Here is a 22,368-nt window from a genome sequence, read left to right on the forward strand (position 1 = left end):
CTCTGCGCACTTGTGTACGCGTGACCTGTCGGAACAACGCAGTCCCCACAGGAGGAGCCATGCGTCGTCTGCTCACCGGTCTCATGGCCGGTGCTTTCCTGGTTGCCGCGTCGGCCTGCGGTTCGTCCGACTCCTCCGGGGCGTCGGACAGCGACGGTACGTCGTCCGACGGCATCACCACCCTCAAGGTCGGCATCATCCCGATCGTCGATGTCGCGCCCCTCTACCTGGGGCAGGAGAAGGGCTTCTTCAGCGAGCGCGGGATCGAGCTGGAGCTCACCACCGCGCAGGGCGGTGCGGCGATCGTGCCGGGCGTGGTCAGCGAGCAGTTCCAGTTCGGGTTCTCCAACATGACCTCGCTGATGATCGCCCAGACCAACAACGTGCCCGTCCAGGCCGTCGCCAACGGTGCCGCCTCGACGGGCGTGGACGGTGAGGACTTCGGCGCCATCACCGTCAAGGAGGGCAGCGACATCAAGTCGGCTCAGGACCTGGAGGGCAAGCGGGTCGCCGTCAACACGCTGAAGAACATCAACGAGACCGCGGTGCGCGCCTCGGTCCGAGGCGCGGGCGGCGATCCGGACAAGGTGAAGTTCGTCGAGCTCGCCTTCGACCAGATGCCCGCGGCCCTCGACGGCGGCCAGATCGACGCGGCGATGGTGGTCGAGCCGGCCCTCGCCACGATCAAGGGCCAGGGCGGCACCGAGATCGCCTCCGCCCTCGTGGACGTCGCCGAGGACCTCACCGTGGCGATGTACTTCACGTCGACGAAGTACGCGCAGGAGAACCCGGAGATGGTCGCGAAGTTCCAGGAGGCCACCGCCGAGTCCCTCGCCTACGCCGACGAACACCCGGACGAGGTCCGCGAGATCGTCACCACGTACACGAAGATCCCGGCGGAGACGCTGGAGCAGGTGACGCTGCCCAAGTGGCCCGCAGAGGCGAACCGTGAGTCGATCGAGGCGCTCGCCGAACTGGGCGAACAGGACGGCCTCTTCAAGTCCGCGCCGGATTTGGACACCCTGCTGCCGTGAGCCGCCCCTCACTGACGAACGTCGCCCTCGGCGCCACCGGGCTCGCGGCCTTCCTCGCGCTGTGCGAGGCGGTGCCGCGGCTCGGCCTGGTCAAGGAGGACTACTTCCCGCCGGTCAGCCGTATCGCCGACGCCCTGGTCACCGAGCTGGGCGACGACACGTTCTGGACCGCGCTCGGCGACACGCTGACCGGCTGGGCGCTGGGGCTCGTGATCGCCGTGACCGCCGGGATTCTGGCGGGCGTCGTCATCGCGGTCGTCCCGTATCTCCGCGAGGCGACGGCCTCCACGATCGAGTTCCTGCGCCCGATCCCCTCGGTCGCCCTGATCCCCCTCGCCGTGCTCCTCTTCGGCAGCGAACTCCGCTCGGTCCTCCTCCTGGTCGTCTACGCCTCGTTCTGGCAGGTTCTGATCCAGGCGCTGTACGGCGTCCAGGACGTCGACCCGGTCGCCGAGGAGACGGCGCGCAGTTACGGCCTGGGCGCCTGGGCACGGGTCCGGCACGTGCTGTGGCCCACGGCGCTGCCGTACGTCATGACGGGGGTCCGGCTCGCAGCGGCCGTGGCGCTCATCCTGGCCGTGACCGCCGAACTCGTCATCGGGGCCCCGGGGTTGGGTGCGCGCATCGCGGTCGCCCAGGCCTCGCAGGCGGTGCCCGAGATGTACGCGCTGGTGGTGGTCACCGGTGTGCTCGGGCTGCTGATCAACGTGGGGGCGCGTACGGTGGAGCGGCGGGCGCTGGCCTGGCACCAGTCGGTGCGTGGGGAGGTGGCGGTGTGAGACTCGTCCTGGTCCGCCTCTTCTTCGTCCTCGCGCTGCCCGCGCTGCTGGTGGCCGCCTGGTGGGTCGCCTCCGACGACAGCACCGACGTGTTCTGGCCGCCGCTGCGCACGATCCTCACCACGTTCCCGGACGTGTGGACGGGCGAGCGGCTGCGCGACGACGTGCTGCCCAGCGTGCTGCGGCTGTCGGCCGGTTACGCGTCGGCGGCCGTGGTGGGTGTCGCGCTCGGCACGGTCGTCGGCTCGTACCGCCGGGTCCGGGCCGTGTGCGAACCGGTCTTCGAATTCCTGCGCGCGGTGCCGCCGCCCGTCCTCGTCCCGGTCATCATGCTCTTCGCGGGCTTCGGCCACACGATGAAGATCGTCGTGATCGCGAGCGGCTGTGTCTGGCCGATCCTGCTCAACACGGTCGAGGGCGTCCGGGCGGTGGACTCGGTGATGTCCGAGACGGCACGCTCGTACGGTGTCACGGGTCTCGCGCGGCTGCGCCATGTGGTCCTGCCCTCGGCGGGCCCGCAGATCTTCGCGGGGCTGCGCCAGGCGCTGTCGATCGGCATCATCCTGATGGTCATCAGCGAGATGTTCGCGGCCAGCAACGGGCTGGGCTTCACCATCGTCCAGTTCCAGCGCGGCTTCGCGATCCCCGACATGTGGACCGGGATTCTCGTCCTGGGCCTGCTCGGGTTCCTGCTCTCGGTCGTGTTCCAGCTGGTCGAGCGGCGCGTGCTCGGCTGGTACCACGGTCTGCGCGCATCCTCCCGGCGGTCACCGTGAGCTTCACGAAAGGGCAATCCATGCACGCGCTTCTCGCCGTATCCGGCCTCAAGAAGGTCTACGAAGGCTCCGGGCGCCGGGTGGAGGCAGTGCGCGACCTCACCTTCACCGTCGACGCGGGCGAACTCGTCTGTCTGGTCGGCCCGTCGGGCTGCGGCAAGACCACGCTGCTGAAGTGCGTGGCCGGGCTGCTGACGCCGACGTCGGGCGAAGTCCTCCTGGGGCAACGGCCGGTGAGCGGGCCGCCGCCGGGGATGGCGGTGGTCTTCCAGGAGTACGGGCGCAGTCTGTTCCCGTGGATGCGGGTGCGCGAGAACGTCGAACTCCCGCTCAAGCAGAAGAAGCTGCCCAAGCAGCGGCGTCGTGAACTGGTCACCGACGCCCTGGAGTCGGTCGGCCTCGCCGACGCGGCGGGCGCCTACCCCTGGCAGCTCTCGGGCGGCATGCAGCAGCGTGTCGCCATCGCCCGCGCGCTCGCGTACGAGCCCGATGTGCTGCTGATGGACGAGCCGTTCGCGGCGGTGGACGCCCAGACCCGCGCCGATCTGGAGGACCTCGTGCGCGGCCTGTGGCGGGACCGCGGTATCACGATCCTGTTCGTCACCCATGACATCGACGAGGCGGTCTACCTCGGCGAACGTGTCGTGGTCCTCTCCGCCTCCCCCACCGTCGTCCAGGAACAGCTGAAAATCGACCTCCCGCCCGACCGCGACCAGCTCCACACCCGCGTCGCGCCACGCTTCGCCGAGCTGCGGACCCATGTGTACGAGCAGATCCAGGCGGCCAAGCGGGGAGTACCCGAGCCCGAGGATGCCCCGGCGGGCGTCAAGGCGGACACGCCTCCGTCGAAGTGAGTGACAGTGGACGACCGGACAGCAGTGATCCCCGGTGCCGTCGGCGACCTGAACGCCGGCGGCACCGGGGATCGGTGCGCCTCACTCGGCCGGTGAGGGCACCACACTGAGATGGCTCGTGGTGCGCCGGGCGGCGCGGCGCGGTTTGCGGAGGCCGTCCGCCGCGCGGCGGGTCTCCCGCAGGACCAGCGTCATACGGGAGTAGCCCATGTGCTGGAGGGTCTTGGGGGTCTCGCCCACCACGCGGCAGTCGGTACGGCCCCAGCGTGGGTCGGGGTGGACCAACGGCCGTACGGAGCCGTCGTGTTCGGCGGCGGCCGGGCCGACCGTGCGGATCCAGTGGGGCAGGCCGTGGCGGTAGGCGGCGTCCATGATGGGGTCCTGGGCGATCTCCCGCCGGATGGACTGCAGGCCCCGGTCCTGGCCGTGCCGCTCCACGGCGGCGGCGAAATCGGCCAGCATCGGCAGACACCAGCTCGACTCGTGCTCCCCGAGGACGGTGGCGGCGTCGGGGTGGAAGAGGACGAACCGGAGGAAGTTGTCGCCGGGCATGGCGGTGGGGTGGGGTCCCACGGTGCGGAAGAGCTTCTCGTAAGCGCTGTTGGACAGGACGACGTCCCAGCGGTGATCGAAGACGACGGACGGGAAGGGCACTGCCTCCAGCATCGTGGCGTAGTCCTGCAAATACGCCTGAGCTTCGAGAGTCTCGGGAACGGGTCGCGGCTCGGACCGCTGCCCTCCTGCCTGATACGCCATCGGGAGGTCACCCCTCTTGCCTGTGCGGGCCTTCACGCGGCGTCTTGATCCTCCTGCCCCCGGTGGAGCCGTGTCAACTATCGTGGCATTTGGCGCCCATTGACGGCTGAATCTCGCCACAGTTGTGGCGAGACCTGGATGTGGGTTCACGTCAGGGGCTAATCTCCGTGCAGTTCACGGAGGTTGTCGGTGCCGGGGCCTCGCGTCCCACAGGTTGCCGGGCCATCATGAGATTGGCCTGAGAGAGACGTAGGAGATCTGTCGGTGACGGAAGGCTTCGAGGTTCCGGACGCCACGGCGACGGTTCTGCTGCCGGCCGTCGTGGCCCGAGTCACCGCGCTCGCCGACCGGCTGGGCGTGCCGCACGCCGAGGTCTTCGACGTCCAGCGCCTCTCGGTCGCGTCCGGTGTGCCGGAGCCCGTGGTACGGGCACTGCTGAGTGGCATCCCCGCCGGAGAGCCGGATCTGCAGGCACGTTTCCTGCAGCGCCTGGACCTGCTGCGGCGCACCCGGCTCAAGCCGAACGGGCGCAGATACACCCAGCAGGAGATCGCCGACGGCGCGGGCATGTCGCGCCAGCAGGCGGGCGCCCTCATCAATGGCGACCGACGGCCCACCATGGAGCACTGCGACGCCATTCAGCGCTTCTTCCGCGTACACGCCGGGTTCCTCACGGCCGAGGACCCCGAGGCACTGTCGAGCGTACTGATCCGTACCGAGCAGGAACTCCTCCAGCAGCTCGCCGACCGCGAGCGCGCGGCCGCCCGTGCCGCCGACGACCCGCTGGAGCGGCTGCTGCAGGACCATGGCGTGCGCGGCATCGCCTGGCGGGCAGCCCAGTTGCCCACCGACCAGCACCGAGACAAGGTCGCGGAGTGGCTCGACATGCTCCTGGAGAGCGTCAAGCGGCCCGAGTCCTGACCCGGGGGAGAACTGTGGGCATCGGAAAGGAAATGCGCCGCCTGTGCGGCGGGTTGGTCGGCGAACTCACGCTGCCGGCACCGGCGGACCCCGCCGACCTCTACGCCGCACTGTGCGACGCGATGAGCAGACGCCGCGGCCGTCCCGTCCAGTACCGCACGGCCGCGTTCCCGCCCGGGACCGCGAGCGGGCTGTGGCTCGACATGACCGAGCAGGACCTCGTCGTCATCGAGGAACGCACCGCCCCCGACCACCAGCTGGTGATACTCGGCCACGAACTCTGGCACATGCAGGCCGGGCACTGCGGGCACCACGTCGAGGGTGCCGCCGTCGCCGCCCGCTTATTGAACGACGACGCGGATCTCCGGGCGACCGTACGGAAGGTCGCCGCGCGCACCCGGTTCGACCTGGCGGACGAGATGGACGCCGAGAGCTTCGGACTGCTGCTGGCGAGCAAGTGCCGTACCTGGCTGGCGGGTTCGTCGCTGCGCGGTCCCGTACGGCGCGACCATCTCGCGGGCCGGATGCAGGCCTCCCTGGGCTATCGCGGGCCCCAGGGCTGACCGGCGCCGTATGGACGGGTCCAGCTACTACGTGCCGGCCGTCGCGATGGCGGTCGCCCTCGCCCTCAAGACCCCCGCGCTGCTGCGCAACTGGCGTGACCCGCTGCTGCGTTCGGTGTGCGCGCTGCTCGCGCTCGCCAGCCTGGTCTTCGGCTTCGCCGCCCCGCCGACGATCTCGGCGGTCAACCGTTTCACCGATGTCACGAACCTCTCGGCGCCCCTGGTCTACGTCCTGCTGTGCGCCTTCAGTGCCTCCTGTCTTGTGCTCATCGTCAACTGGCGCGGCGGTTCGCCCGAGGTGACGCGCAGGCTGTCCCTGCGCTGGGTCGTCGGGTACGGCGCGGTCAGCGTGGCGATCGTGGTGCTGTTCGTCCTCGGGGACGCGCCGGACGAGCGGCTGCGGGACTTCGACACGTACTACGCCAACACGCCGTACATCCGCTCGATGGTCGTGCTCTACATCGCCGCGTTCACCTTCGCGGGCGTCGCGATGAACGTCATGTGCCTGCGCTGGGCGATGCAGGTGCGCGGCTGGCTGCGCGCCGGGCTGATGATCATCGCGCTCGGCTTCCTCGTGAACGTCCCGTACGCCGCGTCCAAGCTGATCGCCGTGGCCGCCCGCTGGAACGGCCGCGACCTGGACGACCTGAGCACCTATGTGGCCCCCGCGCTGGCCTCCGCCGGCGCCCTGGTCAGCGCGATCGGCTTCTGCCTGCCACTGGCCGGCCAGCGCATCGGCGACGCCTGGTCCTCGTGGACGACGTACCGACAGCTCGGGCCGCTGTGGCGGGAGCTGAGGCCCGTGTCCGTCCCCGCCGACCGCGCGGTGCGGATGTCCTGGTGGTCGCCGGCCGAACTGCAGGTGACCCAGCGGGAGTCCGACATCCACGACGGCATGCTCAACCTGTTTCCCTACTTCGACTCCGAGATACGGGCGACGGCCTACGACGCGGCCGTCCAGGCGGGCTCGCAGCCCCTCCAGGCTCGGGCCGAGGCCGACGCGGCGATGGTGACGGCGGCGGTGCGGGCCAGGGTCGCCGACCCGGAGGGCAGGGTTGTCGGCGACTCGGCGGAGTCCGACGCCACCCCGACCACCTCGTCGGACGGCCCACGTCACCTCGTGCGCATGTCCATCGCGCTACGTGAGTCCCCGGTCGTCGCGGCGGCCAGGGAGCGGGCCGCGAACGGGGTGGAGAGTGAGTTCCACGAGCGGATCCGCTGATCGCTCCGCGGGGGCCGCGACGGGTCGTCGATCCTCTGCGGGCCCGTCGTGACTGGGCGCGCCCACGCGGCGGAGCCGCACGATGTCACAGCCCCGCGCCCCTTCGGGGGCGCGTGCCCTCACGTAGCGCTGCGTTCGCCGGCCTCTCTCGCCCGAAGCGTGCGGATGAAGGCGCCGCGGGAAGTGTGGTCGGGCAGCGCGTCCACGAGGGTCAGCAGCTCCGGGGCGTCCTGGCCGAGATCGGTGTCCAGGAACCTCATCAGACGGGCGAACAGGCCCACTTGGAGTCGCATGCCGGGCAGGCGCACCGTGGACAGCATCCGTCAGGTGGGCGCGGCGCCCCGCCGAACGAGTGCCCGAGCGGGGAGAACTGCCTCAGAGCCCTCGCCGACCTTGCGGTAGGCACGCCGTTGGCGTCCTCCCCGGCCCGAGGACAGGAGATTCCGGTCCGTACCGCTATGCGGTACCACCATGGGTTCCTGCTTCGCTGACCCCTGCCGATCGGTGAGGACCGGTCTTACGAAGTCTCCACAGGCTTCAGGTCCCGCCCGCCCGGCGGTAGGTCCGCCAACTGCCGTGGCGGACAAGGCGGCTTCAGCGATGACACTGCGCCCATACCGGCCACCGGGGGAAGATACCTCTCACCTCCACCCTGAAGGGTGGAGAGCTGGACAAGTGTGCGGTAGCCGTGCACGACGCGGTACTGCAACTCAGGTTCCCCGTCACCCACCGAGCGCACCTTGGCGCTGCGCGGGGGACGCCGGTGCGGGACGTCGGCCCACGGGCTCGCCTCCCGGTTCCACGGCCACCCGGACGGTGGCCGAAAGACCTTCACTCCAGCGTAGAAGGCGCTGCCCACAGGGCGTTTCCGTGAGGTTTCGCCTCCGCTGACCGGGCGAACCGGAACGCGCGGAAACCGGATTGTCAGTGGTGGACGGCAAGCTGGTGGTGTGTCACCGCCGTGCCGGTGGCGTACGTGCCGTTTCGCTCAGCCGACCAGGGGAGAGCCGTCCGATGCCGACCGCAGTACTGACCGACCACGAACGCGCCGCCGTGCAGGCCTATCTGCGGCTCCTCCAGACCGTACGAGCCGGCTTCGACGGCCCGCCGCACGGACGCCGACCACCCGTGGTGCCGACCGCCGCGCTCGCCGAGGCGGAGCGTGCCCTGGCGGCGGCCGGGCTCTCGGGCAACGAGGAGGCGTTCTTCCGGCTGCTGCGGAGCTGGTGTCCGGAGGTCTGAGGGACCCTGAAGGCCCTGAGGGTCCAAGGAGTGCTCCCCGGCGGCGGTTGGCCGCCAGGGAGCCGTCGGGAGCCGTCCGGCGGCTGGGAGCCGCGAGCGCCGTCCGGCGGCCTCAGAGAGCCTTGGAGGCGGCCTCCAGATGCATCCCGGCCGCCTGGTCCACCAGGTCCCGAAGCGCCGTCAGATAGGTCTCGTCGCCGCCCAGTTCGCCGAGCAGGCGATGGGCCTCGTCGCGGAAGGTCCCGAGGTCCTTCCGGTAGCGGCGGAGCACGGCCGGTGCCAGGAGCACCTTCGTGAGGTCCTGCCTCGCCCGCCCGGACGTCCGCGCGGCGGCGCACAGCGCGAGCACGTGCTCCGTCGCCCCGGACGCCGCCTCCTCCACGGCGCACGCGAGCAGATAGGTCACCGTGCCGTTCCGCAGATCCTCGTTGCGGCCGGACAGAATGTCTTCCTGGTCGTTGAACAACTGCCACAGAACGCCGAAGACATCGCCGAATTCACGCCACAGCTGAATGCGCCGGCCATCCGCACCCGCCCATATGGCGGCCATCGCCGTGATCATCCGGAACGGCGCTCCGGACTTTCTCCGGTACGCGTCGGCGACCGAATTCCGTCCGGCGCCCTCCAGGTCACCCCGCATGTCCCTCATCTGCCCTTCGACGGCGTCGATCCAGCCGCCTGCGATCTCGGCCGTCAGGGCGTTGCGCATGGTCTCCGGGAGCCGCTGGGACTGGACGACACGGAAGGCCAGCGACTGGCCCATGATGACGGCGGCCAGCAGCGCCGCGTTCCCGTCGAGGCCGTCGGGCGTGCGAACCTCCTGGCCGTCGGCCAGGTCGTCGAGGTAGCACGCCGAGGTCCACCAGAGCAGGTGCACGGCCGACAGCGGGGCGGCCGGTCCGGGATCTCCCCGGTCCACGGCGTGCACGAGCATCGGCAGGACGGACAGGGGGTACTTCATCTGCTGGTGCCGCAGGAGTCCGGACATCGCGTTCCGGACCGATTCCGACGACGGTCCGAGGCTTTCGAGAACGGCGTCCATCTCCGCGTCGATGTCCGTGACGAACTGTCTGTGCAGATCCACATAAGACATGGCATTCACGTGGCGACCTCATCCTGGGAAAAGAGTTCCTACGGGGAATGTCACACGCAAAGAAAGGCGCAATGAAGGCGGGAAGGAGACGGGGCGACAAGGGGGACCGTCACATGCGAAAGGGCACCGTGACCGCCGTCGCCACCAGCCCCTGGCGCACGGTCCAGCGCCCGTCGAACACCCCGGCCGGGCGGCCCTCCACCAGCGGTCCGGGGACGAGGAGTTCGGCCCGGAAGCCGCCGGAACGGGCGTCCGCGTCCACGGACACCTCGATGTCGGCCTCGGAGAAGTCCAGCCACTTCCCGGTGAGCGGGAACCACGCCTTGTAGACGGACTCCTTGGCGCTGAACAGCAGGCGGTCCCAGTGGACCGAGGGGTGGCCGGCAGCCAGGCGGCGCAGGCGGTCCTCCTCCGGGGGGAGGGCGATCGCGTCGAGGACGCCGTCCGGGAGCGGCAGATGGGGCTCGGCGTCGATGCCGAGGGAGGCCAGGTCGGTGGCGCGGACCAGCGCGGCCGCGCAGTAGGCCTCGCAGTGCGTCATGCTGCCGGCCACTCCGTCCGGCCAGACGGGCGCCCCGCGCTCACCGGGCAGGACGGCCCGCGGGGACACGCCGAGCTTCTCCATGGCCCGGCGGGCACAGCCGCGTACGGCGGTGAACTCGCGCCGCCGCTTGTGCACCGCCCTCGCTATGACCGCCTCTTCCTCGGGGTACAGCACGGTGCCCCCGGCCGCGCCGTCGACGCCGTCATCACCGTGCGCCTCCACGACCACGACCGACTCCGGGAGCAGCTCCTCGATCACCGACTCCGACCTCCATGGGCAGAATGCGGCGCAGCTTCCCCGGCGGTCCGGGGCGCGGGCGCCACTCGCGGGGGTAACCCACCGACACCTCTTCGAAGCGGACCCCCTCGTGCCAGGTGGTCCGGGGGATGTGCAGATGGCCGTAGACCATGACCTCGACGCGGAACCGGCGGTGCCAGTCGGCGGTCAGGCCGGTGCCGCACCACATCGCGAACTCGGGGTAGCGCAGGATGTCCGTCGGGTGCCGATCCAGCGGGTAGTGGTTCACCAGCACCGTGGGCAGGTCGGCGGGCAGCTCCGCGAGTCTGCGCTCGGTCTCGGCGACCCGGGCCCGGCACCAGGCGTCGCGGCTCGGGTACGGGTCGGGGTGCAGCAGCGCCTCGTCGCTGCACACGATCCCGGTCTCGTGGGCGTAGGCCAGCCCCTCTTCCTTGGTGGCGCAGCCGCGGGGCAGGAACGAGTAGTCGTAGAGCAGGAAGAGCGGGGCGACGGCGACGGGGCCGCCCGGGCCCTCCCACACCGGGTAGGGGTCCTCGGGGGTGGTCACGCCCAGTTCGCGGCAGACGGCGACGAGGTGCTCGTACCGCTCGACTCCGCGCAGGGTGACGGTGTCGCTCGGGTGGGTCCACTGCTCGTGGTTGCCGGGCACCCAGACGACCTTGCGGAAGCGGCCGGCGAGGGTTTCGAGGGCCCAGCGGATGTCGGCCACGGTCTCGGCGACGTCGCCGGCGACCAGGAGCCAGTCGTCGCCGGACTCGGGGTGCATCTTCTCGACGAGTTCGCGGTTCTCGGGATAGGCGATGTGCAGATCGCTGATGGCCAACAGGTTCCCGAAGCGGCCCTTCGACTCCACCCTCGCTCCTTCCGAGCACCCGAATGGAAACACGAGAACACACGTGTGTACCGCCGGACAAGAGCGATCCACCACGCTCTTGATCATCTTATCGGTAAATCTCTGTACATCATTAACATGCGCGTGACAGTGAGAGGGGCCACTCTGGCCTTATGATCGCCCCAACACCACCGCCACGCTCCTACGTCCGCGTACGGCGGTTCGGCGTACCTCCATCTTCCCTGGCCGGGCACGGCCTGCTCAGCCCTGCCCGCGAACCGTGAAAGGCGGCCTGCATGGTCTCTCGCGTACGCGTCTGGCTCAACCGCACGTACGCGGAGAACGTGTTCTTCCTGGATCAGCTGCGGAGTAATCCGCACGGTCGACCGGTCGAGGTCCATGCCACCCACGGCGACCCCGACTCCCCCGTACTCGCCGCCGCCGACACCGCCGATCTGGAGCCGGAGGGCCTGTCCCCGGCCGCGTACGTGGAGTACGCCCTCGACCAGTGCATGCGGCGCGGTATCGACGTGTTCGTGCCCCGGCTGCACCAGGCGGTCGTCGCCGCGCACCGCGAGGAGTTCGCCGCCGTCGGCACGGCCCTGCTGGCGCCGCCCGCCGAGGCCGTGCAGGTCTTCGAGGACAAGGTGACGGCGTACGAGGCCGTGGAGGCGCTCGGGGTGCCGGTGCCGCCGTACCGACGGGTGCGTGACGCGGATCAACTCGTCGCCGCGGTCGAGGAGTTGGAGGCGGGCGGCCACAGGGCGTGCTTCAAGCCGGCGGCGGGGGCGGGCGGGGTGGGCTTCCGCGTCGTCACGCGCGCCCCCTTCTCGCTCATGCACCTCAACGGATTCCCCACCCCCTACGTGCAGTTGGACCTGGTCGTGGAGGCGATGCGGGCCGCCGAGGAGCCCGTCGACTGGATGGTGATGCCGCGGCTGGAACAGCCCGAGGTGTCCGTGGACTGTCTCACCGGGCCCGACGGCCGGGTCCGTATGGCGGTGGGCCGCACCAAGAACGGCCGCCGCCGGGGCTTCACCCTGCACCCCTCCTGGATCGAGCCGGCACGCGTCATCGCGGAGGGCTTCGGGCTGCACTATCTGACGAACATTCAGTTCCGGATGTACGGCGACCAGCCGGTCCTCCTGGACGTCAACTCCCGTCCGGCAGGCGGTCTCCACCAGCTCGCCCTGTGCGGCCTCAACGCCCCGTGGGCGGCCGTGCAGCTGGCGCTCGGCGAGGACCCGGGCGACCTGGTGCCGCCGCGCCTCGGGCAGGACTACACGGTGGTGTCGGGCCCGCGTGCGGTACGGCCCGTCAACCTGCCGCCCCAGCGCGCGGAAGCACCCACGGTCGCACGGGAGCCGCAGGAGGCGCCCGCGGTCACCCTCACGCCGGTCGACGCACCCACAAGCCCCCGGGAGCCCGCCGAGACCCCGGCGATCACCCCGACCCCGACTACGGCTTCGGCTCCCGCTTCCGCCCCCGCCCTTCGGACGCAGCCCACGGACAGGCCCCTGACCGTCTGACCGGCCCACACGAACCGGAGGCGGATCCGGGACCGGGCGAACTCCCGCCGCCTCGCCCGTCCCGCCTTCCGGTCGGTCAACCGCGACCGGCCGTGCCCCGGTGAGGGGCACGGCCGGTTTCACCTGCGGACACCGACAGCGGCGTGGAGGTACCGGTCCGGACTAGTCCGTGTACCCCCACGACTCAGCGATCTCCTTGAGCCGCGGCGCGAGTTCGGCGTTCGGGTCGGCCGTGCGGGCGGCCTGGATGCGGCCGGACTTGATGTTGCTGGACCAGTCGCCGAGCTGCGGGCGGAAGGCGCCGTGGTCCTTCTCGCCGTAGTCGAGCATGCCGATCTCCCACGGGACGCCGAGGTAGTCGCAGATGGCCCGGGTGACCTTTTCGGGGTCGGCGGTGAGCTCCTCGTACTTGACCACGTGGGCGTTGGGGAGCTCGCGGCGGGCCTCGTCCAGCTTCTCGCTGTAGTTGAGGACCTCGTTGTAGATGGACTCGTGGTTGGGGTTCGCACGGCGGCTCGTGAGCGACTGGGTGATCGCACCGGGGTGGCGCAGCAGGATGAGGTACCGGGCGTTCGGCCAACAGCCGTGCAGCCGCTGCCAGATGAGGGTGTTCGCCGGGGTCTTGTCGACGATCACCTCCTTGCCGCTGCGCGTGAGTTCGAGGTGCAGCAGCCGGTCCCACAGGACATGCTCGAGTTCGGGCCGGTCCAGTTCGAGCGCCTGCATGGCCGCCGGGGTGAAGTCGCGGGACATGCGGACGTGAACGGTGCGCAGGTGCATCTCGTGCGGGGCGCGGATGAGGCTGTGGCTGTTCAGCAGGACACGCAGGAGCGTCGAGCCGGAGCGCACGGAGGACAGGACGAAGACCGGCGACTCCACCAGGCGCGGAGCGGGCGGCGCGACGTAGACGTCCTTCTGCTCCTTCTTCTTCTCTGCCTGCGGCTTCGGCTGCGGCTGCGGCTTCGGCTGCGGCTGTGTCTCCGGCTGCACCTTCTTCTCGCTGACCCGGGGCGTGGGCACGGCATCGAGGTTCCGGCGCGGCGGGCTCACCGCCTGGACCATCAGTCTGCCGCGACGCTTCAGCCCCTTGCCGAGCGCGGACATGCGCGGGTCTCGCACGGTGACACCTCTTCTTTCTCTTGCGTTGCCCCACATCACAAGGGCAGTGAGGGAATTTTAGGTGTCCTGGAAGTAGCCTGCCAGGGCCGCGGTGGGCCCTGAACCCGCCGCGACCAGGCAATTTACCGCTTTCTTAAATCTTGATGGGAACCAAGCCCCGGTGAAAGCGGAAACCTCGCACTGAGACCTCCGTCACTTCTGCCCCACGGCCAGCCGCAGGGTCCGCACCTCGAAGGGGCGCAGGCCCACGGAGACCGTGTTCCCGTCTGTCTCCGCCGTCTCCAGCGGACGCTCCAGCAGGTCGGTGACCTTGGCCCCGGCAAGCGGGAAACCAGTACGAAGAATACCGGTGCCGCGGCCTCCACGAGACTCGTACAGCCGTACGACCACATCGCCGGAGCCGTCATCGGCGAGCTTGACCGCCTCGACGGTCACGCCCTCGCCGTCCACCGACACGACCGGCTCCGGCGCACCCGCGGCCTCGGCCACCCGCAACGGCAGATTGAGCGCGTACCCCTCGGCCACCGCGTCCTCGATGCTCGCGCCCGGCAGCAGGGAGTAGGTGAACCGGTGCCTGCCCTGGTCGGCGCCCGGGTCCGGGATCCGCGGGGCGCGCACCAGGCTGAGGCGGACCGTGGTGGTCGTACCGCCGTCCTCGCGGACCGTGCGGGAGACGTCGTGGCCGTACGTCGAGTCGTTGATCACCGCGACTCCGTAGCCGGGCTCGGCGATGTGCACCCAGCGGTGACCGGAGACCTCGAAGCGGGCCGCCTCCCAGCTGGTGTTGGTGTGGGTGGGCCGCTGGACGTGGCCGAACGCGATTTCGGCGGACGAGTGCGGCGCCCTGATGTCGACCGGGAAGCCCGCCTTGAGGAACTTCTCGGCCTCGTGCCAGTCGATGTCCGTCTCGAAGTCGATGCGGGGGCTGCCGGCGCGGAGGCTGATCGTCTGGGTGATCCGCGAGCCCTTGCCGAAGGAGCGCTCCACCCGGATCGCGCCAAGGAGGGGGTCCTCCTCGACCACGGTGACGGACTCGGCGTCCAGCAGGTCCGTGTAGCGGTTCTTGTAGTGCTTGTCGACGTCCCAGGCGTCCCAGTAGTTCGGGAGGTCGGTGTGCAGGCGGAGCAGGTTGCCCTTGTCGGCGAGGACCTCGCGGCCACCGGCGCGCAGGTCGCGTACGGAGGCCAGGGTGCCGTCCTCGGCGACCTCGACGCGGACGAGGCCGTTGTCGAGGACGCGGCCGGTGACCGTCACCGGCTCGGTGACCTCGCCGGCGCCGAGCGGCGCGCTGCCGTTCGCGGGAACGACGGTGTGGACCAGGGCGCCGTCGGCGGTCCGTACGACTTCGCGGCGCTCCAGCGGGCTCGTGTTGAACACATGTGCGTCACCCCCGCCGAGTGCGGCGATCGCCTCGGTGGTGAGCGCCTCGACCTCCTTGGCGACCCGCGCGTACTCCGCCTCCGCCTCCCGGTGCACCCAGGCGATGGACGAGCCCGGCAGGATGTCGTGGAACTGGTGGAGCAAAACCGTCTTCCAGAGCCGGTCGAGCAACTCATGCGGGTAGGAGTAGCCCGGCGCGTGCAGCGCGGCCGTGGTGGCCCACAGCTCGGCCTCGCGGAGCTTGTGCTCGCTGCGGCGGTTGCCCTGCTTGGTGCGGGCCTGGGAGGTGTAGGTCGCGCGGTGGAGTTCGAGGTAGAGCTCGCCGACCCAGACCGGGGCGTCCGGGTACTCCTCGCGGGCGGCGGCGAAGAACGCGTCGGGGTGCTCGACGACGACCTTCGGTGAGCCCTCCAGGTCGGCCAGGCGCCGGGCCCGCTCCATGATCTCCCTGGTGGGGCCGCCACCGCCGTCGCCCCAGCCGAAGGGGGCGAGGGAGCGGGTGGCACCGCCCTTCTCCTGGTAGTTGCGGACCGCGCGGGACATCTCCGCGCCGCTGAAGCGGGCGTTGTAGGTGTCGACCGGCGGGAAGTGGGTGAAGATGCGGGTGCCGTCGATGCCCTCCCACCAGAAGGTGTGGTGGGGGAACTTGTTGGTCTGGTTCCAGGAGATCTTCTGGGTGAGGAACCACTCGTTGCCGGCGAGCTTGGCGAGCTGCGGGTAGGCGGCGTTGTAGCCGAAGGAGTCCGGCAGCCAGACGCCCTTGGTCTCGATGCCGAAGTGCTCGATGAAGAACCGCTTGCCGTGGATGAACTGGCGGGCGAGCGCCTCGCCGCCGGGCAGGTTGCCGTCGGCCTCGACCCACATGCCGCCGACCGGCGCCCACTGGCCCTTCTTCACGGACTCCTGGATGCGGGCCCACACCTGCGGGTAGTTGTCGCGCACCCACTCGTACTGCTGGGCCTGCGAGCAGGCGAAGATGAAGTCGTCGTACTCGTCGGCCAGCGACGTCACGTTGGAGAAGGTGCGGGACGTCTTGCGCTTGGTCTCGCGGATCGGCCACAGCCATGCCGAGTCGATGTGCGCGTGGCCGACGCCGGAGATCACATGCGCGCTCGCGTTCGCGGGCTTCGACACCACCGGCCGCAGCGCGGCGCGGACCTCGGCCGCCGAGCCGGAGACGTCATCCAGGTCCAGCAGGTCCATGGCCCGGTCGAGGGCGTGCATGATCTCGTGCCGGCGCGGGTCGTGCTCACCGAGCTCCAGCATCAGCTCGCGCAACACCTGGACGTCGAGGTCGAGGTGGAAAACCTCCTCGTCGAGGACGGCGAGGTCGGCGCGCTGGAAGGTGTACAGGGGCTTGTCGCCCGCCGTGAGGACATCACCCATCGGAGTGATCCTGGAGAAGTTGTCAGCGAGGATGTCCGGGTTCGAGGCCGCCTCGACGAGGTAGTCGATCCGCTCGCCGCCCGTCGCGGGGTTGGCGATCGGCACGTACTGGTTGAGCGGGTTGACCGCCTTCAGGGGCGTCCCGTCGGTGAGGTGGACCAGCGCCTCGGCCTGGTTGCCGGGCCAGTCCCCGATGAAACCGAGGTCGATCACCGCCTCGACGCGCTTCCCGGCCCACTCGGCGGGCACCTGCCCGCGCATCCGGAACCAGGTCGTGCCCCAGGGCGGGCCCCAGGGGGTGTCCATCGCGAAAGGCTCGTACGGGGCGGCCGCGGCCTCCTCGAAGGGGACGGGCTCACCCGGTGCCTGCCATGCCTCGACCTCGAAGGGCACGGTGGCGGCATAGATCGCGGTCTTGATGCGCTGGTCGTGAAGGCGCTGGACGCGCTCCTCGATCCGCCTGCGTTCGTCGTGCATGAAGAGTCTCCAGGAAGGGAGGGGGAAGCGCTTACTTAAGGTACGCCAGACCAGGGTGGACCGCCGTGTAACCATCGACCAGTCTGCGGGCCACGTTCACGGAGTCCACCAGCGGGTGCAGGGCGAAGGCCTTCACCGCGGTCGTGCGCGCGCCCGACTCGGCGGCGGCCAGGACCTCCCGCTCGACGGCCTTCACCGCGCACACCAGGCCGGTGGCGTGGTCGGGCAGCGGGTCGACGGCGACCGGGTGGGCGCCGTTGGCGTCGACGAGGCACGGCACCTCGATGACGGCGTCGGTGTCGAGGACCGAGAGGGTGGCGCGGTTGCGGACATTGAGGATCAGGGTGGTGCGCTCGTCGCGGGCGATGGCCCGCATCAGGGCGAGGGCGACCTCCTCGTAGCCGCCGGAGAGGTCGTCGGCGTCACGCGCACCGGCGCCCGCCGTCTCCCGGTTCTCGGACATGTACGTGGCCTCGCGCTCGGCGCGGGTGCGGTCCCAGGCGGTGAGCGCGGAGGCGTCGGGGCGCTTCATCTCCTCGTAGAACGTGGCCTGCTGGTCGCGCAGGAAGGCGCCCCGGGTCTTCTCGGCCGCCTGGTAGGCGCGTACGGCTTCCCGGTTGAAGTAGTAGTAGTGCAGGTACTCGTTGGGGACCGCGCCCAGCGACTGGAGCCAGTCGACGCCGAAGAGCTTGCCCTCCTCGAAGGAGCCGAGCAGGCCGGGGTCGGCGAGCAGGCGCGGGAGTTCGTCGCGGCCGGCCACGCGCAGGCCGCGGACCCAGCCGAGGTGGTTGAGGCCGACGTAGTCGATCCACGCCTGGCTCGGGTTCTCCACGCCGAGGACACGGGCGATACGGCGGCCGAGGCCGACCGGGGAGTCGCAGATGCCGATGACGCGGTCGCCGAGGTGGCGGGACATGGCCTCGGTGACCAGTCCGGCCGGGTTGGTGAAGTTGATGACCCAGGCGTCGGGGGCGAGCCGGGCCACGCGCCGCGCGATGTCGACGGCGACGGGGACCGTGCGCAGGCCGTACGCGATACCGCCCGCGCCGACCGTCTCCTGGCCCAGCACGCCTTCGGCCAGCGCCACGCGCTCGTCGTTCGCGCGGCCCTCCAGGCCGCCGACCCGGATCGCGGAGAAGACGAAGTCGGCGCCGCGCAGGGCCTCGTCGAGGTCGGTGGTGGCCGTCACCCCGGGTGCGTCGGGGACGCCCGCCGCCTGCTCGGCCAGGACACGGGTGACGGCCGACAGGCGCTCCGCGTCCAGGTCGTGCAGCACGACGTGGGTGACGCGGCCCTCGGCGTGGTCCCCGAGGAGTGCCCCGTACACGAGCGGCACGCGGAACCCGCCACCGCCCAGAATCGTCAGCTTCACGCCGTTCCCGCCTCTCCTGCCGTGATCAACTCGACGCCCGCCTCCTGAAGCGGGGAGGCCGTCGCCGCGTCCACCGGCCCGTTCGTCACCACCACGTCCAGCTCCTGCGGACCGCAGACCCTCGCCATCCCTGTACCCGGGAACTTCGCCGCGTCCGCGAGCAGGACCACTGTGCGGCTCGCCCTGATCATGGCGCGCTTGACCGGCACCTCGACGACGGTCGTGTCCATCACCTGCCCACCCGGCCGCACCCCGCTGGTGCCCAGGAACAGCCAGTCGGCGTGCAGCTGGCGCAGATTGTCCTCGGTGAGGAAGCCCACGAGGGAGCGGTACTCACGGCGGACCATGCCGCCGAGCAGCACCAGTTCGATGTCCTCGTCGTCCGCGAGCTCCTCGTAGACCACCAGATTGCTGGTGATCACGGTGAGCCGGCGGCCGTGCAGATGCCGGGCCAGCCGGTAGGCGGTGGTGCCGATGTCGAGCAGAACCGACTGGCCGTCCCGGACCATCGACGCGGCCCGCGCGGCTATCGCGTCCTTCTCGGCCACGCGCACCTCGGCGACCTCGGCGAAGGGCTGGTCCCCCTCCTCCACGACCGCGCCGCCGTGCACGCGCGTGAGCAGCCCGTCCTCCTCCAGCTTGACCAGGTCGCGCCGGACGGTGGCGGGGCTCACCCCCAGTTGCTCGGAGAGATCGGTCACGGCGGCCGGTCCGCCCGAGCGCAGGGCCCGCAGGATGAGTCGGTGTCGTCGTTCTGCCAGCACGACGTGAACAGTACTCGTCATTCGCAATCATTTCTATGCTCACTTCTGCTCGACTCTTGCCAAACTTCCGGGATGGGCGCACGATTCCGTGCACAGAATTTGAGAGATTTTGACGAGAGGATGTGCGCGTGGACGACGACCGGCCGGATGTGCTGCTGACCGGGCTGCTCTTCTACGACCTCGTCCTCACCGGGCTGGGCAGGCCTCCGACGCCCGGCGAGGAGATCTGGACCTCCGGGATGGGCTGCGGCCCCGGCGGCATCGCCAACCTGGCGGTGGCCGCGTCCCGGTTCGGCCTCAAGACCTCTCTCGCCACGGTCCTGGGCGACGACTTCTACGGCGCCTACTGCCGTAATGTCCTCGCCGACCAGGAGGGCGTCGACCTCTCCCTGTCCCGCACCGCGGAAGGCTGGCACACCCCGGTCACCGTCTCCCTCGCGCACGCCCACGACCGTGCCCTGATCACCCACGGCCAGGAGCCCCCGTACTCGCAGGACGAGCTGATGGGCGACCCGCCCGAGTCCCGCACGGCCCTCGTACACATCGAGGCCGAGCCCCGCGCCTGGCTCGCCAAGGCGGCCGCGAACGGCACCCGCATCTACGCGGACGTCGGCTGGGACCCCACCCAGAAGTGGTCCCGTGACCTCCTCGACCAGCTCTCCCTGTGCCACGCCTTCCTCCCCAACGAGACCGAGGCGATGGCGTACACCCGCACCGACAGCGCGGTCGCGGCGCTCGGCACCCTCTCCGAGCTGGTGCCGGTGGCCGTGGTCACCCGTGGTGGCGAGGGCGCGGTCGCGGTGGACCAGACCACGGGCGAGTACGCCGACGTGCCCGCCCTCGACGTGGACGTCCTGGACGCGACCGGTGCCGGGGACGTCTTCGGGGCGAGCTTCGTCGCCGCCTGTCTCGGCGGCTGGCCGCTGGCGGAGCGGCTGCGCTTCGCCGTCCTGTCCGCCGGGCTGTCCGTACGCCATCACGGCGGAGCCCTGGCGGCGCCCGGCTGGTACGGCATCGACCGGTGGTGGCGCTCGGTCACCGATCCCGAGCTGCGGCGCGCGTACGGCTTCCTGGCCGACCGTCTGCCGAAGGACCCCGGGCCGCCGGTCGCCCACGCCCCCGTCACTCCTCCTGGCACCACCCCCCGCTGACCCCACTGACCCCCCACTGATCGCTCGCACTTGAGACATCCGAAAGGCGGTGGGAGCTGTGCGGCTCTCACGAAGGGGCCTGCTGCGCGCGGGCCTGGCCGGTACGGCCGCCACGGCGCTCGGCGGCCTGGCGTCCGGCTGTACCGTTCCGACCGGGTCGACCGGCCGGAACATGGTCCTTTGGTACTGGAGCGGCGGCCTGAGCGACACGGTCATCGAGAAGGCCGAGGCACGGTACGGCAGCGGCGGCGTCCGGCTGCGGCCGACCCAGATCGGCGGTTACTACCGCTCCAAGCTGATCACCACCATGACCGCCCGCGCCCACATCCCCGACATCGCGGGGCTCAAGGGCGAGGACATGGCGTCGTACCTGCCGAACTCCGCCCAGTTCGTGGATCTGCGGACGCTCGGTGCCGACCGGTACAAGGACCAGTACCTGGACTGGAAGTGGGAGCAGGGTCTCGCCCCGGACGGGAGCCTCATCGGCTTCCCCATCGACGTGGGTCCGGTCGTGCAGTACTACCAGCCCGCCGTCTACGAGAGGGCCGGGCTGCCGTACGAACCCGACGACGTGTCCGCGGAGATGGACACCTGGGACAAGTTCTTCGCGGCGGGCGAACAGCTCAGGCAGCGGGTTGCCGGGGCGTTCATCCTCACCGACGTCGGCAGCGTCTTCGAGATGTCGATCGGCCAGGGCACCCAGCGGTTCGTCGACGAGGACGAGCACTTCATCGGCGACCAGGAGCATGTGCGCGTCGCCTGGGACCGCGCCGTGGAGGCCAAGCGGCGCGGGCTCGTGTCGAGCATCGTGAGCGGGACGCCCGACGCGATCTCGGCCACCGAGAAGGGGCTGCTGCCCAGTCAGATCAACGCCTCCTGGGCAGCCGGCGATCTGAAGCTGGAGGTGCCGAAGACCAAGGGCGAGTGGCGGGTGGCGAACTGTCCCGGCGGGCCCTCCAACGTGGGCGGCTCGTTCCTGTCGATCACCCACGCGTGCCGGGAGCCCGAGAATGCCTTCGAGATCATCACCTGGCTGCTCAACGCGGACAACCAGGCCCAGGGCTTCGTCGACGCCGGTCTCTTCCCGTCGACGCCCGCCTCGTACGAGATGAAGCAGCTGCGCGAGCCCGACCCCTTCTTCGGCGGCCAGATCACCATGGACGTCTTCGGACCCGCCGCCGAGAACATCCCGGTCGCCTTCAACAGCCCGTACGACGTGGCACTCGGGCAGCCCGTCCGGGACGAGATCAAGAACGTCGGCGTCCTCGGCAAGGACCCGGACGACGCCTGGAGGGACGCCATGAGCAAGTGCCGGCGTATCGCGGACCACCTGGGGGTGAGCGTCTGATGGCCACCGCACCCGTGGTCGACAAGCCGCCGGCGGCCGTGATCGAGCCCCCCGCCGAGCAGCCCAGGAAGGGCATCCTCAGCCACTGGCGGCTCTACGTCGCGATCTCGCCGTTCTATCTGCTGTTCCTCGCCTTCGGCCTGATCCCGGTCGGCTTCTCCCTCTACCTGTCCTTCCACCGCTGGGACGGCCTCGGCTCGATGGAGTGGGCTGGCCTGTCGCAGTACCGCTATCTGCTGAGCGACAGCGACTTCTGGAGCTCGATCGGGAACACGCTCGTCATCTGGGCGCTGGCCACCTTCCCCATGATCTTCCTGGCGATGGTCACGGCCGTGATGCTCAACTCGGCGGTCCGCTTCAGGAACGTCTACCGCTTCGCGTACTTCCTGCCGAACGTCACCTCGGTCGTCGCGGTCGCGATCATCTTCGGCTCGGTGTTCTCCACCAACTTCGGCCTGATCAACGCCCTGTTGCAGGCGGTCGGCCTGGATCAGGTGGCCTGGCTGAACACACCGTGGGGCATCAAGGTCGCCGTCGCCACACTGATGACGTGGCAGTGGACCGGCTACAACGCGATCATCTTCCTCGCCGGGCTCCAGACGATCCCGGGCGAGCTGTACGAGGCCGCGCGCGTCGACGGGGCCGGGCCCGTGCAGACCTTCTTCCGGGTCACGCTGCCGCTGTTGCGGCCGGTGCTGCTGTTCGTGCTGGTCGTCTCGACGGTCACCGGACTGCAGAGCTTCTCCGAGCCGCAGGTGCTGCTGCAGACCACGGCGAACGAGTCGACGTTCTCGGGCGGACCCGACCACGCCGGCCGGACGATGGTCCTCTACTTCTTCCAGCAGACCTTCGACAACAACGACTTCGGCTACGGCGCCGCCGTGGCCTGGGGCATCTTCCTCGTCGTCGTCCTCTTCTCGATCATCAACTGGCGCCTGGTGCGGCGCCGGGGCGAAGAACAGTGAGGC

The 22,368-nt window shown here is 70.2% G+C and carries 20 protein-coding genes and 1 pseudogene; 12 read left to right on the forward strand and 9 right to left on the reverse strand.

Features of this window, described 5'->3' with window-relative positions; genetic code table 11:
* The first annotated feature begins 59 nt into the window (after window positions 1-59).
* The 4 genes from ACWD3C_RS18610 to ACWD3C_RS18625 are packed head-to-tail and all read left to right on the forward strand — an operon-like array spanning window position 60 to window position 3,443.
* Entirely contained in the window at window positions 60-1,034 is a 975-nt protein-coding gene (locus ACWD3C_RS18610) for an ABC transporter substrate-binding protein (protein ID WP_451145157.1), read from the forward strand.
* Entirely contained in the window at window positions 1,031-1,813 is a 783-nt protein-coding gene (locus ACWD3C_RS18615; RefSeq protein ID WP_451145159.1) for an ABC transporter permease, read from the forward strand. The genes ACWD3C_RS18610 and ACWD3C_RS18615 overlap by 4 nt, the downstream gene beginning before the upstream one ends.
* A complete protein-coding gene (locus tag ACWD3C_RS18620; protein WP_451145161.1) occupies window positions 1,810-2,589 on the forward strand; it encodes an ABC transporter permease in 780 nt (259 codons plus the stop codon). The genes ACWD3C_RS18615 and ACWD3C_RS18620 overlap by 4 nt, the downstream gene beginning before the upstream one ends.
* A 20-nt stretch (window positions 2,590-2,609) precedes the next feature.
* On the forward strand, window positions 2,610-3,443 hold the full coding sequence (locus tag ACWD3C_RS18625; RefSeq protein WP_451145163.1) for an ABC transporter ATP-binding protein: 834 nt from the start codon (window positions 2,610-2,612) through the stop codon (window positions 3,441-3,443).
* Window positions 3,444-3,524: 81 nt separating this feature from the next.
* Here the strand turns inward: ACWD3C_RS18625 and ACWD3C_RS18630 are convergent, their stop codons facing one another.
* A complete protein-coding gene (locus ACWD3C_RS18630) occupies window positions 3,525-4,199 on the reverse strand; it encodes an MmyB family transcriptional regulator (protein ID WP_451145268.1) in 675 nt (224 codons plus the stop codon).
* A gap of 264 nt (window positions 4,200-4,463) precedes the next feature.
* Between ACWD3C_RS18630 and ACWD3C_RS18635 the strand changes: the two genes are divergently transcribed.
* From ACWD3C_RS18635 to ACWD3C_RS18645, 3 genes are read left to right on the forward strand one after another with little or no spacing between them, the layout of a single operon-like run.
* Window positions 4,464-5,120, forward strand: coding sequence for a helix-turn-helix domain-containing protein (locus tag ACWD3C_RS18635; RefSeq protein ID WP_451145165.1), 657 nt, complete (start codon window positions 4,464-4,466; stop codon window positions 5,118-5,120).
* A gap of 32 nt (window positions 5,121-5,152) precedes the next feature.
* Window positions 5,153-5,683 carry a toxin-antitoxin system, toxin component gene (locus ACWD3C_RS18640; protein WP_451145270.1) on the forward strand — a complete coding sequence of 177 codons (531 nt, stop codon included), beginning with the start codon at window positions 5,153-5,155 and terminating at the stop codon, window positions 5,681-5,683.
* Window positions 5,684-5,693: 10 nt separating this feature from the next.
* Window positions 5,694-6,905: an MAB_1171c family putative transporter gene (locus tag ACWD3C_RS18645; RefSeq protein WP_451145167.1), complete on the forward strand. Its 1,212-nt coding sequence runs from the start codon at window positions 5,694-5,696 to the stop codon at window positions 6,903-6,905.
* A 149-nt stretch (window positions 6,906-7,054) separates the two neighbouring features.
* Here ACWD3C_RS18645 and ACWD3C_RS18650 read toward each other — a convergent pair.
* Window positions 7,055-7,225 (reverse strand): annotated as a pseudogene (locus ACWD3C_RS18650) (alpha/beta hydrolase); the annotation flags it as partial.
* Window positions 7,226-7,919: 694 nt separating this feature from the next.
* On the opposite strand from ACWD3C_RS18650, the gene ACWD3C_RS18655 reads away from it, so the two are divergent.
* Window positions 7,920-8,147, forward strand: coding sequence for a hypothetical protein (locus ACWD3C_RS18655; protein ID WP_451145169.1), 228 nt, complete (start codon window positions 7,920-7,922; stop codon window positions 8,145-8,147).
* A gap of 112 nt (window positions 8,148-8,259) precedes the next feature.
* Here the strand turns inward: ACWD3C_RS18655 and ACWD3C_RS18660 are convergent, their stop codons facing one another.
* From ACWD3C_RS18660 to ACWD3C_RS18670, 3 genes are all read right to left on the reverse strand, one after another.
* Window positions 8,260-9,240 carry a polyprenyl synthetase family protein gene (locus ACWD3C_RS18660; protein ID WP_451145272.1) on the reverse strand — a complete coding sequence of 327 codons (981 nt, stop codon included), beginning with the start codon at window positions 9,238-9,240 and terminating at the stop codon, window positions 8,260-8,262.
* A gap of 109 nt (window positions 9,241-9,349) precedes the next feature.
* Window positions 9,350-10,042 (reverse strand): 4'-phosphopantetheinyl transferase family protein, encoded by a 693-nt coding sequence (locus ACWD3C_RS18665; RefSeq protein ID WP_451145171.1) that lies wholly within the window; start codon window positions 10,040-10,042, stop codon window positions 9,350-9,352.
* Window positions 9,990-10,895, reverse strand: coding sequence for a metallophosphoesterase family protein (locus ACWD3C_RS18670; protein WP_451145173.1), 906 nt, complete (start codon window positions 10,893-10,895; stop codon window positions 9,990-9,992). The genes ACWD3C_RS18665 and ACWD3C_RS18670 overlap by 53 nt, the downstream gene beginning before the upstream one ends.
* A 275-nt stretch (window positions 10,896-11,170) precedes the next feature.
* Here ACWD3C_RS18670 and ACWD3C_RS18675 point away from each other — a divergent pair, with 275 nt between their 5' ends.
* Window positions 11,171-12,403 carry an ATP-grasp domain-containing protein gene (locus ACWD3C_RS18675; RefSeq protein ID WP_451145175.1) on the forward strand — a complete coding sequence of 411 codons (1,233 nt, stop codon included), beginning with the start codon at window positions 11,171-11,173 and terminating at the stop codon, window positions 12,401-12,403.
* 162 nt (window positions 12,404-12,565) lie between these two features.
* On the opposite strand, the gene ACWD3C_RS18680 is transcribed toward ACWD3C_RS18675, so the two are convergent.
* From ACWD3C_RS18680 to ACWD3C_RS18695, 4 genes are all read right to left on the reverse strand, one after another.
* Window positions 12,566-13,522 (reverse strand): sulfotransferase family protein, encoded by a 957-nt coding sequence (locus tag ACWD3C_RS18680; protein ID WP_451145177.1) that lies wholly within the window; start codon window positions 13,520-13,522, stop codon window positions 12,566-12,568.
* A gap of 192 nt (window positions 13,523-13,714) precedes the next feature.
* Window positions 13,715-16,765, reverse strand: a complete 3,051-nt coding sequence (locus ACWD3C_RS18685; RefSeq protein ID WP_451145179.1) for an alpha-mannosidase — start codon at window positions 16,763-16,765, stop codon at window positions 13,715-13,717.
* 31 nt (window positions 16,766-16,796) lie between these two features.
* Window positions 16,797-18,137, reverse strand: coding sequence for a 6-phospho-beta-glucosidase (locus ACWD3C_RS18690; RefSeq protein WP_451145181.1), 1,341 nt, complete (start codon window positions 18,135-18,137; stop codon window positions 16,797-16,799).
* Window positions 18,134-18,901 (reverse strand): DeoR/GlpR family DNA-binding transcription regulator, encoded by a 768-nt coding sequence (locus ACWD3C_RS18695; RefSeq protein ID WP_451145183.1) that lies wholly within the window; start codon window positions 18,899-18,901, stop codon window positions 18,134-18,136. Before ACWD3C_RS18695 ends, ACWD3C_RS18690 begins: the two co-directional genes overlap by 4 nt.
* Window positions 18,902-19,029: 128 nt before the next feature.
* Between ACWD3C_RS18695 and ACWD3C_RS18700 the strand changes: the two genes are divergently transcribed.
* The 3 genes from ACWD3C_RS18700 to ACWD3C_RS18710 are packed head-to-tail and all read left to right on the forward strand — an operon-like array spanning window position 19,030 to window position 22,365.
* A complete protein-coding gene (locus tag ACWD3C_RS18700; RefSeq protein ID WP_451145185.1) occupies window positions 19,030-20,052 on the forward strand; it encodes a carbohydrate kinase family protein in 1,023 nt (340 codons plus the stop codon).
* A 58-nt stretch (window positions 20,053-20,110) separates the two neighbouring features.
* Window positions 20,111-21,400: an ABC transporter substrate-binding protein gene (locus ACWD3C_RS18705; RefSeq protein ID WP_451145187.1), complete on the forward strand. Its 1,290-nt coding sequence runs from the start codon at window positions 20,111-20,113 to the stop codon at window positions 21,398-21,400.
* Window positions 21,400-22,365 carry a carbohydrate ABC transporter permease gene (locus ACWD3C_RS18710; RefSeq protein WP_451145188.1) on the forward strand — a complete coding sequence of 322 codons (966 nt, stop codon included), beginning with the start codon at window positions 21,400-21,402 and terminating at the stop codon, window positions 22,363-22,365. The genes ACWD3C_RS18705 and ACWD3C_RS18710 overlap by 1 nt, the downstream gene beginning before the upstream one ends.
* The last annotated feature ends 3 nt before the right edge of the window (window positions 22,366-22,368 follow it).

This window comes from Streptomyces sp. NPDC002845, assembly GCF_053591955.1.